This window comes from Hongsoonwoonella zoysiae (genome assembly GCF_013266695.1).
Taxonomy (GTDB): Bacteria; Pseudomonadota; Alphaproteobacteria; order Rhizobiales; family Stappiaceae; genus Hongsoonwoonella; species Hongsoonwoonella zoysiae.
In genome coordinates this window covers 57,030-71,056 of record NZ_JABRXF010000001.1, presented here as the reverse complement: position 1 = coordinate 71,056, position 14,027 = coordinate 57,030, and the positions used below count along the sequence as shown (strand labels likewise).

14 protein-coding genes are annotated in these 14,027 nt (G+C 62.6%); 10 read left to right on the top strand and 4 right to left on the bottom strand.

The features are described from left to right. Positions 1-115 precede the first annotated feature (115 nt). Genes HPQ64_RS00340 through HPQ64_RS00330 form a run of 3 tightly spaced genes read left to right on the top strand, consistent with a single transcriptional unit; the run spans position 116 to position 3,657 of the window. Entirely contained in the window at positions 116-1,612 is a 1,497-nt protein-coding gene (locus tag HPQ64_RS00340) for a TadA family conjugal transfer-associated ATPase (RefSeq protein ID WP_210260032.1), read from the top strand. Further along, positions 1,605-2,621 (top strand): type II secretion system F family protein, encoded by a 1,017-nt coding sequence (locus HPQ64_RS00335; RefSeq protein WP_172886424.1) that lies wholly within the window; start codon positions 1,605-1,607, stop codon positions 2,619-2,621. The genes HPQ64_RS00340 and HPQ64_RS00335 overlap by 8 nt, the downstream gene beginning before the upstream one ends. Before the next feature lie 55 nt (positions 2,622-2,676). Then, on the top strand, positions 2,677-3,657 hold the full coding sequence (locus tag HPQ64_RS00330) for a type II secretion system F family protein (protein WP_172886423.1): 981 nt from the start codon (positions 2,677-2,679) through the stop codon (positions 3,655-3,657). Positions 3,658-3,936: 279 nt separating this feature from the next. Here the strand turns inward: HPQ64_RS00330 and HPQ64_RS00325 are convergent, their stop codons facing one another. Then, entirely contained in the window at positions 3,937-4,776 is an 840-nt protein-coding gene (locus tag HPQ64_RS00325) for a tetratricopeptide repeat protein (protein WP_172886422.1), read from the bottom strand. A gap of 178 nt (positions 4,777-4,954) precedes the next feature. Here HPQ64_RS00325 and HPQ64_RS00320 point away from each other — a divergent pair, with 178 nt between their 5' ends. The 3 genes from HPQ64_RS00320 (at position 4,955) to HPQ64_RS00310 (ending at position 7,677) form a co-directional block, all read left to right on the top strand. Then, positions 4,955-6,352 carry a leucyl aminopeptidase family protein gene (locus tag HPQ64_RS00320; RefSeq protein ID WP_343035884.1) on the top strand — a complete coding sequence of 466 codons (1,398 nt, stop codon included), beginning with the start codon at positions 4,955-4,957 and terminating at the stop codon, positions 6,350-6,352. A 69-nt stretch (positions 6,353-6,421) separates the two neighbouring features. Continuing rightward, positions 6,422-6,772, top strand: coding sequence for a MarR family transcriptional regulator (locus HPQ64_RS00315; protein WP_172886421.1), 351 nt, complete (start codon positions 6,422-6,424; stop codon positions 6,770-6,772). A 26-nt stretch (positions 6,773-6,798) separates the two neighbouring features. Continuing rightward, on the top strand, positions 6,799-7,677 hold the full coding sequence (locus HPQ64_RS00310) for a C40 family peptidase (RefSeq protein WP_172886420.1): 879 nt from the start codon (positions 6,799-6,801) through the stop codon (positions 7,675-7,677). On the opposite strand, the gene HPQ64_RS00305 is transcribed toward HPQ64_RS00310, so the two are convergent. Beyond that, positions 7,674-8,618 (bottom strand): 2-hydroxyacid dehydrogenase, encoded by a 945-nt coding sequence (locus tag HPQ64_RS00305; protein ID WP_172886419.1) that lies wholly within the window; start codon positions 8,616-8,618, stop codon positions 7,674-7,676. The genes HPQ64_RS00310 and HPQ64_RS00305 overlap by 4 nt on opposite strands. Before the next feature lie 101 nt (positions 8,619-8,719). Further along, entirely contained in the window at positions 8,720-9,916 is a 1,197-nt protein-coding gene (locus HPQ64_RS00300; RefSeq protein WP_172886418.1) for a DNA recombination protein RmuC, read from the bottom strand. A 107-nt stretch (positions 9,917-10,023) separates the two neighbouring features. On the opposite strand from HPQ64_RS00300, the gene def reads away from it, so the two are divergent. The 4 genes from def (at position 10,024) to truA (ending at position 13,067) form a co-directional block, all read left to right on the top strand. Beyond that, complete coding sequence (def, locus tag HPQ64_RS00295) at positions 10,024-10,548, top strand: peptide deformylase (RefSeq protein ID WP_172886417.1); 525 nt, start codon at positions 10,024-10,026, stop codon at positions 10,546-10,548. A 148-nt stretch (positions 10,549-10,696) separates the two neighbouring features. Beyond that, the gene (fmt, locus tag HPQ64_RS00290; protein ID WP_172888430.1) at positions 10,697-11,623 is read left to right on the top strand and encodes a methionyl-tRNA formyltransferase; all 927 of its coding nucleotides are present in this window, start codon (positions 10,697-10,699) and stop codon (positions 11,621-11,623) included. 60 nt (positions 11,624-11,683) lie between these two features. Continuing rightward, a complete protein-coding gene (locus HPQ64_RS00285) occupies positions 11,684-12,220 on the top strand; it encodes a GNAT family N-acetyltransferase (RefSeq protein ID WP_172886416.1) in 537 nt (178 codons plus the stop codon). A gap of 10 nt (positions 12,221-12,230) precedes the next feature. Further along, positions 12,231-13,067, top strand: a complete 837-nt coding sequence (truA, locus tag HPQ64_RS00280) for a tRNA pseudouridine(38-40) synthase TruA (RefSeq protein WP_172886415.1) — start codon at positions 12,231-12,233, stop codon at positions 13,065-13,067. Here truA and HPQ64_RS00275 read toward each other — a convergent pair. After that, complete coding sequence (locus tag HPQ64_RS00275; protein ID WP_172886414.1) at positions 13,028-13,888, bottom strand: DUF2189 domain-containing protein; 861 nt, start codon at positions 13,886-13,888, stop codon at positions 13,028-13,030. The genes truA and HPQ64_RS00275 overlap by 40 nt on opposite strands. Positions 13,889-14,027 lie beyond the last annotated feature (139 nt).

The window sequence follows — 14,027 nt, the reverse complement described above, 5'->3', positions numbered from 1 at the left end:
CGATGTGTAAGGTGCAGGCTCGCCTGGAGCGCTTTCGACGAAAGCAGAATTGTTTTCGTTCCGACGAGAGGTGCTTTGGACGGCCGGCGGTCAGGTACAACGGAAGCTGGTGATCATGTTCGGCAGACGAGGAAATCCCGGTTCGGTTCCAGTGCAGCCGCCTGTCGCGAAGCCGGTGGAAGAAAAAGCCGCTGTGCCGCCGCCCGAATATACGGCGGCGCCTCAACCGCAGGAAAATCCCGCACCCGCGCCGGAACCCAAAGCCGCGGCGCCTGCGCCTTTGGCGCCCGAGCCGCAGGCCGCGCGTTCCTCGAAGCGTTCGAAGGACTATTACGAAACCAAGGCCTCGATATTCAACGCGCTGGTCGAAGCGATCGATCTGTCGCAGCTTTCGCGCCTGGGGCCGGAGGATGCGCGCGAGGAAATCCGCGATGTCGTGAACGACATCATCGCGCTCAAGAATGTGGTGATGTCGATATCCGAGCAGGAAGACCTGCTTGAGGACATCTGCAATGACGTTCTTGGCTATGGGCCGCTCGAGCCTTTGCTGATGCGCGATGACATCGCCGACATCATGGTGAATGGGGCCGATACGGTCTATATCGAGACCGGCGGCAAGGTGCAGCAGACGGGCGTTCAGTTCCGCGACAACAGGCAGTTGATGAACATCTGCCAGCGGATCGTCAGTCAGGTCGGCCGCCGTGTCGACGAATCGAGCCCGATCTGCGATGCGCGCCTTCCCGACGGTTCGCGCGTCAACGTCATCGCGCCGCCGCTTTCAATCGACGGTCCCGCGCTTACGATTCGTAAGTTCAAGAAGGACAAGCTGACGCTCGATCAGCTCGTTCAGTTCGGTTCGGTTTCGCCGGAAGGCGCCACGATCCTCCAGATCATAGGGCGCGTGCGCTGCAACGTCCTGATCTCCGGCGGTACGGGGTCCGGCAAGACGACGCTGCTGAACTGTCTTACCCGTTACATCGACCATGACGAGCGCATCATCACCTGCGAGGATGCGGCCGAACTGCAGCTGCAGCAGCCGCATGTTGTGCGCCTCGAAACCCGCCCGCCCAACCTGGAGGGCGAGGGCGAAATCACCATGCGCGATCTCGTCAAGAACTGCCTGCGCATGCGCCCTGAACGTATCATCGTGGGCGAGGTACGCGGGCCTGAGGCCTTCGACCTGCTCCAGGCGATGAACACCGGCCACGACGGGTCGATGGGCACGCTGCACGCAAACAGCCCGCGCGAAGCGCTGTCCAGACTTGAATCGATGATCACGATGGGCGGCTTTTCCCTGCCGTCCAGAACGCTTCGCGAGATGATCGTGTCCTCGATCGACGTTATCGTTCAGGCTCAGCGCCTGCGCGATGGCTCCCGCCGTATTACCCATGTCACCGAGGTGGTCGGCATGGAAGGGGATGTGATCATCACGCAGGATGTCTTCGTCTACGACATTCTGGGAGAGGATGCGCACGGGCGCCTGCTCGGCCGTCATCGTTCCACCGGCATCGGCCGGCCGGTTTTCTGGGAGCGTGCGCGCTATTTCAACGAAGAGAACAGGCTTGCCCAGGCTCTCGACGCTGCGGAGGTGAACGAAGGTGTCAATGGCTGAGCTGCAGGCCTACCTCACGCCCGAGGTCACTGCGATCGCAATCGCGCTCCTGGTCGCCTTTTCGATCGGCGGGGTTCTTTATGCCCTGTTTCAGCCCCGCCTCAACGGCCAGGCGACGCGTGACAAGCGCATTCACGAAGTTGCCGCCCGCCATGAGATCAATGCCGACCGGGTCAAAGCCCGCGACGCCGACCGGCGACGCAAGAACGTGCAGGACCAGCTCAAGGAATTCGAGGAGCGGCAGAAATCCAGGCAGAAAAAGGAAAGCCTGGATCTTGAACTGCGCATACGCCAGGCCGGGCTTTCCTGGTCGAAGCGCACGTTCTGGCTGATCTCGCTGATGGTCGGTCTGGCGGCCGCATTCGGCGGCTTCTTCGTAAAACCTTCACCGCTGGTTGTCGGTGCGTTCGGTTTCGTCGGGTTTCTGGGTCTTCCACGCTGGTTCGTCGCGTGGCGGCGCAAGAGGCGCTTCAATGCGTTCCTTGATGAGCTGCCGAACGCCGTGGACGTGATCGTGCGCGGCGCGAAGGCGGGTTTGCCGGTCAACGAATGTATCCAGATCGTCGCGGCCGAGGCGCGCGAGCCGGTCGCCGGCGAATTCCGCCGGATCGTCGAAACGCAGACGATGGGCGTGTCGCTGGCTGAAGCCGTTTCGCGCCTGCCGAAGAGGGTGCCCGTCGCGGAAGCGAATTTTTTCGCCATCGTCATCGCGATCCAGCAGCAGGCCGGCGGTTCGCTGTCCGAAGCGCTCGGCAACCTTTCAAAGGTTCTGCGCGGGCGCAAGACCCTGCAAGGAAAGATCAAGGCGATGAGTTCCGAGGCGAAGGCCTCGGCGGGCATCATCGGTTCCCTTCCGATTCTCGTGATGGCGCTGCTCTCGCTGACCAGCCCGGATTATATCGGCATCCTGTTCACCGATCCGGCGGGCAATCTGATTCTGGCCGGCGGGGTCGTCTGGATGACGATGGGCGTTCTCGTGATGCGCAAGATGATCAACTTCGATCACTGATCAATTGGCGGTACCTTCCGGCCAAGGCGGCAAAAAGGTTCCGCAGGGGGTTTGAATGAATATCGACGTCGCCACACTAGCCAGCCGGGAAACATTGATCGCCGTACTGACGACAGTCGCCGTGGCGGGCACGATCTTCACCCTCGCATCGCCGATATTCGAAGGCGACAGGCTGAAAAGCCGGATGAAGTCCGTCGCGCTCGAAAGGGAGAAGATGCGGGCGCGCGAGCGTGCGCGCATGGCGACGGAAAAGGGAGATGCGCGCGCTTCGCTGCGCAATCAGCCGAAACACCAGATCAAGCAGCTCGTCGACAGGCTCAATCTGACGAAAGGCCTTGCGAACGAAGAGACGCGCCAGCAGCTCCGCCAGGCCGGTTTTCGCGGCACGGCGCCGCTTTACACATATCTGTTCGCCCGGGTCGTCGCGCCGATCGTGCTTTTTCTGGCGGCGATCGTTTACACGTTTTCCGTTCTTCCCAACGACCAGCCCGCGGGTATCAAGCTCGCCATTGCGTTCGGCGTCGGTATCGTCGGTTTCTACGCTCCTAATATTTATTTGAAGAACAGGATCCAGAACCGGCAGCTTTCGATCAACCGGGCGTGGCCCGATGCGCTCGACCTTATGTTGATCTGCGTGGAATCCGGCATGTCGATCGAATCCGCCTTCCGCAAGGTTGCCGACGAGATCGGCATTCAGTCCATAGCGCTTGCGGAGGAACTGACGCTTACGAACGCGGAGCTTTCCTATCTTGGCGAGCGGCGCAAGGCCTATGAGAATTTGGCGCTGCGTACAGGTGTGGACGGCGTGAAGAACGTTGTCACGGCTCTCATCCAAGCCGAGCGTTACGGTACGCCGGTCGGCCAGGCGATCCGCGTCATGGCCGAGGAAAATCGCGAACAGCGCACCCAGGCGGCGGAGAAGAAAGCCGCCTCCCTGCCTCCGAAACTGACGGTGCCCATGATCCTGTTTTTCCTGCCGGTGCTCTTCGCCGTGATCATCGGTCCCGCGATCATCCAGGTGCTTGAAAACCTTTGATCTTCCGGCCTGACCGAATTCACGAATTCGCTTTTCGCGCCTGCGCGCGGCCGGCAAATCCCGACAGGGATCATGGCGTTTAGGCGGCAAAATTCCTGTGGCGAGAAGGTGTTCGTGCCCGGAGCGCGTTTCACGACGGCGAGGCCACGGATTCGATCGCCGCTCCTTGGGCCCCGCTTTTCTTGTGCGTCGCACATCAAAAAACCGCCCGTTCCCTGCCGGCACGGACGGTATTTCCGATTTCGCCTTTCTTGATCCGGTCCGTGAAGGACGGTTTTTTCAACCGTCCTTGTTTCCGTCGACCGATTTGATCTCCGCCCAGCTGTTTCGCTGCGCGAGCATTCCTTTCAGATAGGCGATGTTGGCATTTGCCTGGGCCGGGTCGATTTCGGCACTGGCGACCTGTTCGGCTTCCTCGAATTTGCCTTGCAGGCCGAGGGCAAGCGCAAGGTTCTGGCGGATGCGGCTGTCGGCATTGGGGTTTCCGGCTGCCTTGCGCAGGGTTTCTTCCGCTTTCGGAAGTTCGCCCGCCAAAAGATAGGAAAGGCCGAGGTTGTTCAAAAGCGTCGGTTCGTCCGGCGCGATCTTGAGTGCCTGGCGGTAGATGTCGCGCGCCTCGTTCGCCTCTCCCATCTGGTCGAGGATTGCCGCTTCGGCCGAAAGCAGCCTCCAGTCCGGGCTGGTCGGCGTCTGGGCGTTGCGCACCACGTTTAGCGCTTCGGAAAGTTTGCCGGCTTCCGCAAGCACCTTGCCGTAGGCGGCGGATATGTCGCGATTCTCGTGATCGGCGATAACCGCCCTTCGCAGCACGGCTTCGGCCTGCTCGATCTGCCCGTTCCGGCGCAGCGAAGCGGCGTAATTCAGGATATTGTCCCGGTCCTTGGGATCTTTCTGGTAAGCGCGCGCCCAATATTGCACGGATTGGCGCGCGGCGTCGGAGCCGGGCGCCACATAGCCTTGCGTGGACGGGGCGTGGGTGCCCACGGCCTTCCTTGAGGATGCGCAGCCGGCAAGGGAGACGGCCGCCGCTACGGCCAGCACGACAGGCAGTGCGACGGTGGAACGCCTCGCCCTCGGTTTCTTCGCGAAATGCGGGCTGATCTGCGGATGGACGGTCATTGATTGCCCCTGGGCGGAAGATGCAAATTGCATGACCTAGCAATAGCTCGTTAACCCTAACGGATCGTTAAGATAGATCGCGCAGGCGCAGCGCATTGGCGATTGAATGCGCAAGCTCGCCTTTCTACTGTATCCGCGAAACCTTCTTCTTCACTTCTCCGCATAAAGAGGAACGCGCGTGCGCAACGTCCTTATTCCCCACGATCCGTCGAAAGAAACCGTACCCGTTTATGGCGTGACGCCCGAAACGCTGGAGGAAAGGCTTCTGCAACTGCCGAAGTCTGCGCGCGCATGGGCGCAAGCCGCGGGCTACAAGGCGGGCAGCGCTAGGGTTCTGACCTTGCCGGGGGAAGACGGGCGCATCGCATTCGTCCTATTGGGTCTCGACAAGGATGGGCCGCAGGCCGATTTCGCTGCCGGCGCGCTTGCCGGCGGCCTGCCGCCGGGCGACTACCGGATCGCTGAAGGCTTTGGCGATCCGGATGCGGCGGCGCTCGCCTTCGCCCTGTCCTCCTACCGTTTCGAGCGTTATCGCGCCACCTCGTCCGGCGAGCCGCCAAGGCTGATGGTTGCGCCGGGCACGGATGTCGCCAGGCTCGGCATCATTCTCGACGGGGTGGGGCTTGCCCGCGATCTCATCAATACGCCAGCTAACGATCTCGGGCCGGCCGAGCTTGCCGATGAGGCGGGCCGCCTGTTCGCCGCCCATGGCGGGGTCACGGAAATCGTTGCGGGTGACGATCTTCTGGAAGAGGGCTTTCCCATGGTCCATGCGGTGGGAGCGGGCAGCGACCGGGCGCCCCGGCTGGTGGATTGCACATGGGGGGATGAAGACGCGCCGAAGGTCACGCTCGTCGGCAAGGGGGTTGTGTTCGACACCGGCGGGCTCGACATCAAGCCGTCGAACGCCATGCTCCTGATGAAAAAGGACATGGGCGGGGCCGCGAATGTGCTTGGCCTTGCCTCCATGGTCATGGCCGCGAAGCTTCCCGTCAGGCTGCGGGTCATCATCCCGGCGGTTGAAAACGCGGTCAGCGGGCGGGCCTTCCGCCCGGGTGACATCCTGCAAAGCCGCAAGGGGATTACCGTTGAGATCGGCAATACGGATGCCGAAGGCCGCCTCGTGCTGGGCGATGCGCTGGCCCTTGCCGATGAGGAAGAGCCGGAGATGATCGTCGACATGGCCACGCTGACGGGGGCCGCGCGTGTCGCGCTCGGGCCTGATCTTCCTCCGTTTTATACCGATGACGATGACCTGGCGGGCCGGATTTCGGCCATGGCGGATGCGGTCAACGATCCGCTCTGGCGCATGCCCTTGTGGAAGCCTTACGCGAAATATCTCGATTCCCGGGTTGCCGACACCAACCATATCAATACGACCGGCGGCAGTTTCGCCGGATCGGTCACGGCTGCGCTTTTCCTCGCGAAGTTCGTGGAGAAGACGAAAGCCTGGGTGCATTTCGACATTTACGGCTGGTCGCCCTCGGAGCGCCCGGCAAGGCCGAAAGGCGGGGAGGCACAGGCGATCCGCGCGCTTTTCGCCCTTCTGGAGGAGAAATATCCGCCTCGATCTTGATAACGGAACCGAAACGATTAAGGGTTTATCACTAAAGGACTGTGAGCTTGATCGATACTCGGCGGACGGATGGCAATCGACTTGCGCCCTTCGCAGGCGCTTCGCCTGTGGCATGATGTGACGCTTGCGCTGGTGCGTGACGGCGAACAGGACCTGACGGCCCGCCAGGTGGCGATCCTTCTGACGGTCTATCTCGAACAGCCTCCGCACACGGTGCGCGGGCTTGCCGCCAAGCTCGGCGTCACCAAGCCCGCCATCACCCGCGCTCTCGACACATTGGGCAGCAAGAAACTCCTGTCGCGCCGGCGCGACGAGGCCGACCGGCGAAACGTGATCGTGACGCGCACCGTCAACGGCGCGCTTTATGTCGAGCGTATCGGCGATATGGTGGTGGAAATGGCAAGGCATCTGCCGCGCTGAATTCATTTCGATCCGGACAGGCTGGAATGTCGGAAACTCTCGATAAAAGACTGCACCCCGTGCGGCCCGATCTTGCCGCGCGAAGCTATGAAGGCCGTGTCGATGCCGCACGCTTCGTCGAGGGCACGAAAAAGCGTGTTGCGTGCGCGCTTGCGCCGATCAGGCCGGAGCCTCGGCCCGACAAGTCGATAGATACCGAAGCGCTCTTCGGCGAGGTCTTCACCGTTTACGAGGAAACGGCGGAAGGCTGGGCCTGGGGCCAGCTTGAGACGGATGGCTATGTCGGCTTCATGGCGAGCGATGCGCTTATCGCGGATGCACCCGTGCCTACCCATCGCCTTGCGGCGCTGAGGAGCTACCGCTATCCTTATGCCGAGTTGAAAAGCCCGCCGCTCGAGCTTCTGTCCATGGGCTCGCTGGTCGCGGTCGCGGGTTACGAGACGACGCGCGGCCTTGACTACGCGCTTCTGGCCGACGGTTCGGCGATCGTCGCCAAGCACCTCGTCCCGCTCGATCATTCGGTCGATGACTGGGTGAGTGTTGCGGAAAGCCTCGCCGGCACGCCGTATCTTTGGGGCGGGCGTTCCTCGCTCGGGCTCGATTGTTCGGCAATCGTCCAGCTTGCCGCCCAGGCTGGCGGTATGGCGATCATGCGCGACACTTACATGCAGGCGGAAACGGCGGGAGAAGCGCTCGATATTTCATCCGGCCTGCCGGATCTGAAGCGCGGCGATCTTGTTTTCTGGAAAGGCCACATCGGCATCATGCGGGACGCCGGGACGCTGCTTCACGCGAACGGCTTCACCATGATGGTGTCGAGCGAACCGCTGGAATCGGCGATTGCCCGCATCCGGGAGAAGGAAGGCTCGCCCGTCACCGCCGTGCGCCGTCTCAACAGACCCTAATATCCCGCTTTCAGATCGACGAGGTTTTCAAGCGGCTTGCCCGCCTCGAAGGCCCTGATCTGCCCTGCCACATAGGTGGAAAGGGCCGCCGGATCGCTGTCGGCGGCGATATGCGGCGTGATAATCGCATTCGGCAAGTCCCAGAGCGGGCTTTCGGCGTCAAGCGGCTCTGTCTCGAATACGTCGAGGCTTGCTGCCTTCAGCGTGCCATCGGTCAGCGCGCGCACTATGTCGGCCTCAACCTGCGTCGCGCCCCGGCCCGCGTTGATGAAAATCGGGCCGCCGTGCACGCCGTCTCGCGCGAGTTTGGAAAGGAACGCGTGGTCGATCAAATGCGTGGTTTCAGGCGTCAGCGGAACCAGGTTCACCAGGATGTCCGTGCGGGCGAGAAACGCGTCCAATTCGCCTGAGCCGGCAAAACATTCCACGCCGTCGATTTCCTTTTTCGACCTTGCCCATCCGGCGACATCGAAGCCGAAGCGGACAAGCATTTGCGCCGCGTCCTTGCCGAGCACGCCGAGGCCGAGAATGCCGATGCGCACCTCACCCGCGCCCGGCTGCCCGTGCTCCTTCCAGAGGCGCTGCCTCTGCTGCTCGGCGTAGGTCGGCAGCTTGCGGTGGTGGAAAAGCACCTGCAGCGTGACCCATTCCGTCATGCGCGCTGTAAGATCCGGATCGACAACGCGTACGACAGGCACGTCCGGCAGGCTCTGGCCCTTGAGGATATGGTCGACGCCAGCCCCGAGTGAAAAGATCACCTTGAGGCCGGGGAGCGAATTCAGAAGCTCGCCCGGCGCCTTCCATGTGAGCACATAGTCGATGTCTCGCGGATCGCCCATCGCGTCCGGCCACGTCCTGATCTCGTGTTCCGGCAGGCGCTCTTTCATGCGCTCCGCCCAAGGCGCGGGGTCCCAGCCTTTGACGGCGATCAGAAGGGCCATTTCGGTCTCCCTGGAGAAGAGCGGATGGTGATTTGGCGAGCGAACTTATCACCCGCGGTGGCGATTGCGAACCGTCTCTTGAAAGCTGAAATCCGCTGTGTTCACTCGCCCGCAGGCATGCTCTTGAGCAACGTCGGCTGGTTGTTGCCGCGCTCGCTCGAGGGCAGTTCCTCCAGCGAGCCGAGGTCCAGTTCCTCGATGTTACGCCCGCGCTTGGTGATCTTGTCGGTGGAAATCAGGATCTGGTCGATGTCCTTGGACGTCTGGCCGAAGTGCGTCTGGAGCTTGCGCACGCGGTCGTCCAGCCGGTTCACGTCGTCCATCAGCTTGCCGACCTCCGCCTGGATCAGATGCGCCTGCTCGCGCATGCGCGCGTCCTTCAGGAGCGACTGGACGACCTGGATCGACAGAAGCAGCAGGGAGGGTGAGACGAAGACGACGCGTGCGCGATGCGCCTTCTGGATGATGTCCTCGAAATTCTCGTGGATTTCGGCGAAGACACTTTCCGACGGCACGAACAGGAAGGCTGTGTCCTGCGTTTCGCCGTGGATGAGGTAGCGTTCCTTGATGTCCTGCACGTGTTTCGTCACATCGCGGCGGAATTGCGCCTGCGCCTGCTTGGCGTCTTCCGGGCGTTCGGCGTTACGGATCAGATTGTAGGCTTCGAGCGGGAATTTCGCGTCGATGACGAGCGGCGGCGCGCCGTTCGGCAGGTGGATCACGCAGTCGGGCCTTACCCCGGTCGAAAGCGTCTGCTGGAAGGAGAAGGCTGTCGCGGGCAGCGCGTCCTGGATGATCGCCTCCATCCGCCCCTGGCCGAAGGCGCCGCGCGTCTGCTTGTTGGCGAGGATGGTCTGCAGTTCCACCACCTGGCCGGAAAGATCGGTGATGGTGCGCTGGGCGCGGTCGATCACGGCGAGGCGCTCGTGAAGCTGGCGCAGGCCGTCGTTCGTGTGCTTGGTGGTATCGGTCATGGTCTGGCCGAGCTTCTGGCCCATGCCGTCGAGGCGTTCATTGACGGCGCGCATCAGGTCCGACTGTCGGCTGCCGAAAACCTCGGCCATCGTCTGCATGCGCCCGGTCATTTCCGATTGCGTGCGCAGCAGTTCCGAAATCCGCTCCTCAAGCTCGTGGGTATGTTCGCTTGCGCGGATTTCCGCCTCCGCGCGGTTGCGGGCCTGCCGCATCACGACAATCAGGAGCAGGGACAGCGCCACGACGGCGAAAAGGCCGAACGCAAGCCCGGCCTCAAGCACGGTCACGGGAAAATTGCCGAATCGAAAGAGAATCACATCCATGGAAACAAATATAGAACAAGTGAGTGGAGGCCGAAAAGGATCGCGCCCCGCCGTCCCCGAGATTCTGCCGCATTGACGATGCCCGCGCTATTTTCTATCTGATGCGCATGACGAAACGCGACATCATCATTCTGCCCGACCCGAAATTGCGGCTTGTAAGCGAGCCCGTGGCTGCGATCGACGACGAGATCCGCCAGCTTGCCGACGACATGCTGGAAACCATGTACGAGGCTCCGGGCATCGGCCTGGCGGCGATCCAGATCGGCATCCCGAAGCGGATGCTCGTTTGCGATGTCGCCAAGGAAGATCAACCGAAAAGCCCGATGGTCGTCATCAATCCGGAAATCGTCTTCGAATCCGATGAGCGTGCGGTCTATCAGGAAGGCTGCCTGTCGATCCCGGAATATTACGAGGATGTCGAGCGTCCGGTGCGCGTCGGGGTGAAATTCCTCGATCGTGACGGCAACAGCCATGAGATCGAGGCCGATGGATTGCTCGCCACCTGTCTCCAGCACGAGATCGACCACCTGAACGGTGTGCTTTTCATCGATTACCTGTCGAAGCTGAAGCGCGACCGGATCGAAAAGAAGTTCATCAAGCAGGCGCGGCAGGCGAAAAGCGGCGCGGCCTGATCCGCCGTTCGAAACGGCGCGCGGTATATCCGGATTGCTAAGGCGTTGATGTTCGCCTGGTTGCGCCGCCTTGCACGCCGGTGTGAACTTCGTTAGCCAGACGGCTTCACGCCAAACGCCCACTCGCATCGGAGCTTTGTTCATGACCCTGCGCGTCGTCTTCATGGGAACGCCGGAATTCTCCGTGCCGACCCTCATGGAAATCGTGGGGCAGGGGTATGACGTCGTCGCCTGTTATTCGCAGCCGCCGCGAAAGGCCGGGCGCGGCATGGAACTCAAACCGTCTCCCGTTCATCAGGCGGCTGAAACGCTTGGCATTCCGGTCTTCACGCCCACTTCGCTGAAGTCGGCGGAGGAGCAGGAGAAGTTCCGCGCGCTTCAAGCCGATGTCGCCGTTGTCGTCGCCTACGGGCTGATCCTGCCGAAGGCGATCCTGGAGGCGCCGGAGCATGGTTGTCTCAATCTCCATGCTTCGCTCCTGCCGCGCTGGCGCGGTGCCGCGCCCATCAACCGGGCGGTCATGGCGGGAGATGAGGAGACAGGCATCGAGGTCATGCGCATGGAGGAAGGCCTCGACACCGGCCCCGTCTGCATGGCGGAAAGGGTGGAGATCGGGCCGGACATGACGGCGGGCGAACTGCACGATCGCTTGTCTGCCCTCGGCGGCGATTTGATGGTGCGCGCGCTTGCCGCCCTTTCGCGCGGTGCGCTCGACGGTGTGCCGCAGCCGCAAGAGGGCGTCACCTATGCCGCCAAGCTCGACAAGGGCGAAACGCGGATTGGCTGGGCAAGGTCCGCGCGCGAAGTTCACAATCACATTCGCGGCCTTTCGCCCTTTCCCGGCGCCTGGTGCGAGGTCGAGGTCGGCGGCAAGGCGGAGCGTGTGAAGATCCTCCGTTCCACGCTTGCGGAGGGCAATGGAGAACCGGGCACGATCGTGGACGACAATCTCACTGTTGCCTGTGGCGAGGGTGCGGTTCGCCTTCTCCAGCTTCAGCGTGCTGGAAAGAAGCCCATGGGCGCGGAAGAGTTCCTGCGCGGGCTTGCGCTTGGCCGCGGAGATCGTTTCCTTTGATCGCGCCCGCAGCTCGGTGTTCAATGGGGCGCGTTGAAACGGATTTTGAAAGGCAGGCCCGTGACGGATGGCATCGAGGCTCCCGACTTCGTGGTAAGACCGGCTGAAGAAGCCGACAGGCACGGCATTCACTCCGTCGTCAACGCCGCCTTCGGCCAGTCGGCGGAGGCCGATCTGGTGGATGGGTTGCGCGGCTGCGGCGCGCTTGTCGTGGAGCTTGTCGCGCAGGATGGGGCCAAGGATATCATCGGCCATGTCGCCATCAGCCGGGTGACAGCGGGCAGCGGGCCGGGCCATCGCCTTGGCATCACCTGCCTTGCGCCCCTGTCCGTCCTGCCCGTCCGCCAGAACCGCGGCATCGGCGCCGCGCTTACCCATTCGGCGGTCGAGCGGCTGAAGGAGATGGGGGAGGATCTCGTCCTCGTCGTCGGCGATCCGGCCTATTACACGCGCCTCGGGTTCGATCCGGGTCTTGCGCGGCAGGTGAAGGGGCCTTATGCAGGCGACGCTTTCATGGCGCTTGCGCTGAGTGATGCCGGTGGCCGAAACCTTCCGGTGGAGGTCGCCTTCGCCACCCCGTTCGAGGCTTTCGAGTAGTTTATCGCCCATGCCCCGCTACAAGCTGACGGTGGAATACGACGGCCGGCCCTTCGTCGGCTGGCAGAGGCAGGCCAACGGGCCGAGCGTGCAGGGCGTTATCGAGCGCGCGATCCTCGCCTTTTCCGGCGAAACGGTGACGATCGGCGGCGCGGGGCGGACGGATTCCGGCGTTCACGCGCTGGGCCAGGTCGCGCATTGCGACCTTGAGAAGGATTGGCCGGCGGAAACGGTCATGAACGCGCTCAACTTTCATTGCCAGCCGGATCCGGTTGCCATTCTCGCCTGCGAAAAGATGCATGAGGGCTTCGACGCGCGCTTTTCCGCGATCCGCCGTCATTACCGCTACCGGATCGTCAATCGCTTTCCCCCGCTCACCCATGAAAAGGGCCTTGCCTGGCACGTGAAGAAGGAGCGCCTCGACGCCGAGGCGATGCACGAGGCAGCCCAGGTCTTCGTCGGCCATATCGACTTCACGACGTTTCGCCATTCCCGCTGCCAGGCGAAAAGCCCGTGGAAGACGCTGGAGCGGTTCGCCGTCTGGCGGGAGGGCGACATCATCCTTGCCGAATGTTCGGCCCGCTCCTTCCTGCATAATCAGGTGCGTTCCATGGTCGGCACGCTCAGGCTCGTGGGTGAGGGGCGGTGGAGCGCGGCGGACGTGCAAAAGGCGCTCGACGCGCTGGACCGCAAGGCCTGCGGCCCCGTAGCTCCCGCCGACGGGCTCTATCTGACGCAGGTCGACTATCGCCCGGCGGAGGCTGACCGCGCATCGCTGGAAGGCTATCTCGCTTCTCTGAAATCCGGTCAGGAAGCCGCTTCGGAAGAAGACGAAGCCTCGGGCTGAACTTCGGCTTCCGGAACCACTTTCCGGTAAAGATGCCACGTCGTATGGCCCAGGATCGGCAGCGCCACGATAAGCCCCAGGAACATCGGCAGCATCGAGACTAGCAGCGTCACGGTGACGATCAGCGCCCAGCCGACCATCGGCGCGGGGCTGGTGACGACCGAGCGCACGCTGGTGATCATCGCGGTGATGAAGTCGACATCCCGGTCGAGCAGCATGGGAAACGAGACGACGGTCAGCGAGAACAGGATGATCGAGATCGCCGCGCCGACGATATTGCCGACAGCCAGGAACATCAGCCCCTCCGGCGTCGTCACGACGACCTCCAGGAACTCGGTAAAGCTCGCGAAGGACTGGAAGCCAAGGAAAAGCGCCAGCAGCAGCCGCACCTGGTACATCCACATGATCTGGACGAAGAGCACGACGAACGCCATCCAGGTGATTTCCCTTCGCCTCTGCTCCCAGATAACGCCGAGCACGCCCGGCCACGTCAGCGGCTTGCCCGCCTCCAGTCTCCGGCTCACCTCGTAAAGGCCGACGGCGATGAACGGCCCGATCATCCAGAAGGCGACGGCAAGCGGATAGGAGAGGTAGCTCATGCCGAGCCACGCCGCCGTGCCGACGACGAGAATGCCGCCCGCCGCATAGACCGCGCCGAAAAAGACGCCGTAAAGGGGGGCGGTGCGGAAATCGCGCATGCCGGCCCCCAGCGCATCGACGATCTCGTTGAAGGTGATGGCGTTCACCCGCGTCGGGTCTGGCCTGCGGGCGATTGCTGCTTCCGCCGGCTTCCCCGGCGCACCGCTTTCGGTGCTCGACATGGCGTTCCTCCGGACCTAGAGCGCTTTCCGACCGGATGGGATCATCCGGTCGATAAGAATTCGCTTCAGAATCAATATCTTGCGGTCGGCTTACGGAGCCGGATTCAATGAGCATATCCTTGTCGCGAAATCCGATTCA

Bases quoted from the DNA above. Each gene is read 5' to 3' on its own strand.
- HPQ64_RS00340 (WP_210260032.1), top strand. From the start codon at position 116: ATGTTCGGCAGACGAGGAAATCCCGGTTCGGTTCCAGTGCAGCCGCCT.
- HPQ64_RS00330 (WP_172886423.1), top strand. From the start codon at position 2,677: ATGAATATCGACGTCGCCACACTAGCCAGCCGGGAAACATTGATCGCC.
- HPQ64_RS00325 (WP_172886422.1), bottom strand. From the start codon at position 4,776: ATGACCGTCCATCCGCAGATCAGCCCGCATTTCGCGAAGAAACCGAGG.
- HPQ64_RS00335 (WP_172886424.1), top strand. From the start codon at position 1,605: ATGGCTGAGCTGCAGGCCTACCTCACGCCCGAGGTCACTGCGATCGCA.
- HPQ64_RS00275 (WP_172886414.1), bottom strand. From the start codon at position 13,888: ATGTCGAGCACCGAAAGCGGTGCGCCGGGGAAGCCGGCGGAAGCAGCA.
- HPQ64_RS00315 (WP_172886421.1), top strand. From the start codon at position 6,422: ATGGCAATCGACTTGCGCCCTTCGCAGGCGCTTCGCCTGTGGCATGAT.
- HPQ64_RS00310 (WP_172886420.1), top strand. From the start codon at position 6,799: ATGTCGGAAACTCTCGATAAAAGACTGCACCCCGTGCGGCCCGATCTT.
- HPQ64_RS00300 (WP_172886418.1), bottom strand. From the start codon at position 9,916: ATGGATGTGATTCTCTTTCGATTCGGCAATTTTCCCGTGACCGTGCTT.
- truA (WP_172886415.1), top strand. From the start codon at position 12,231: ATGCCCCGCTACAAGCTGACGGTGGAATACGACGGCCGGCCCTTCGTC.
- def (WP_172886417.1), top strand. From the start codon at position 10,024: ATGACGAAACGCGACATCATCATTCTGCCCGACCCGAAATTGCGGCTT.
- HPQ64_RS00305 (WP_172886419.1), bottom strand. From the start codon at position 8,618: ATGGCCCTTCTGATCGCCGTCAAAGGCTGGGACCCCGCGCCTTGGGCG.